Source organism: Bacillaceae bacterium S4-13-56 (assembly GCA_040191315.1).
Lineage (GTDB): Bacteria > Bacillota > Bacilli > Bacillales > JAWJLM01 > JAWJLM01.
In genome coordinates this window covers 1-330 of the sequence record JAWJLM010000199.1, presented here as the reverse complement: position 1 = coordinate 330, position 330 = coordinate 1, and the positions used below count along the sequence as shown (strand labels likewise).

The 330-nt window shown below is 39.4% G+C and carries 1 protein-coding gene; it reads left to right on the top strand.

What is annotated here, in order from left to right:
• Positions 1-330, top strand: a 330-nt coding sequence (locus tag RZN25_18650; protein MEQ6378802.1) for a transposase, incomplete at both ends; no start/stop codon positions are given.

The following is a 330-nucleotide window of genomic DNA, read 5'->3' as shown; positions in this document are numbered from 1 at the left end:
TGATATTTGAAAACAAAAATTGGTATCGGACGCTTGAAAGTAGAAAATCTGCCGATTTTCCTGCTAAGGACTCCGTCTATCGTTTCTTAAATCAGTCTACCTTCGCGTGGCGTAGATTTTTACTGTTTCTTAGTGTCCATACCATTGGAAAAGTAACGAAACTCTCGAATCATGACCGACCGAAGGTCTTAATATTAGATGATTCTTCGTATGATCGAAATCGTAGTAAAACGGTTGAGTTACTAGCTCGTTGTTTTGATCATGCCTCTCAAAAAATGCGCTTTTATAAAGGCTTTCGAATGCTTACCCTTGGCTGGTCAGATGGTGCAA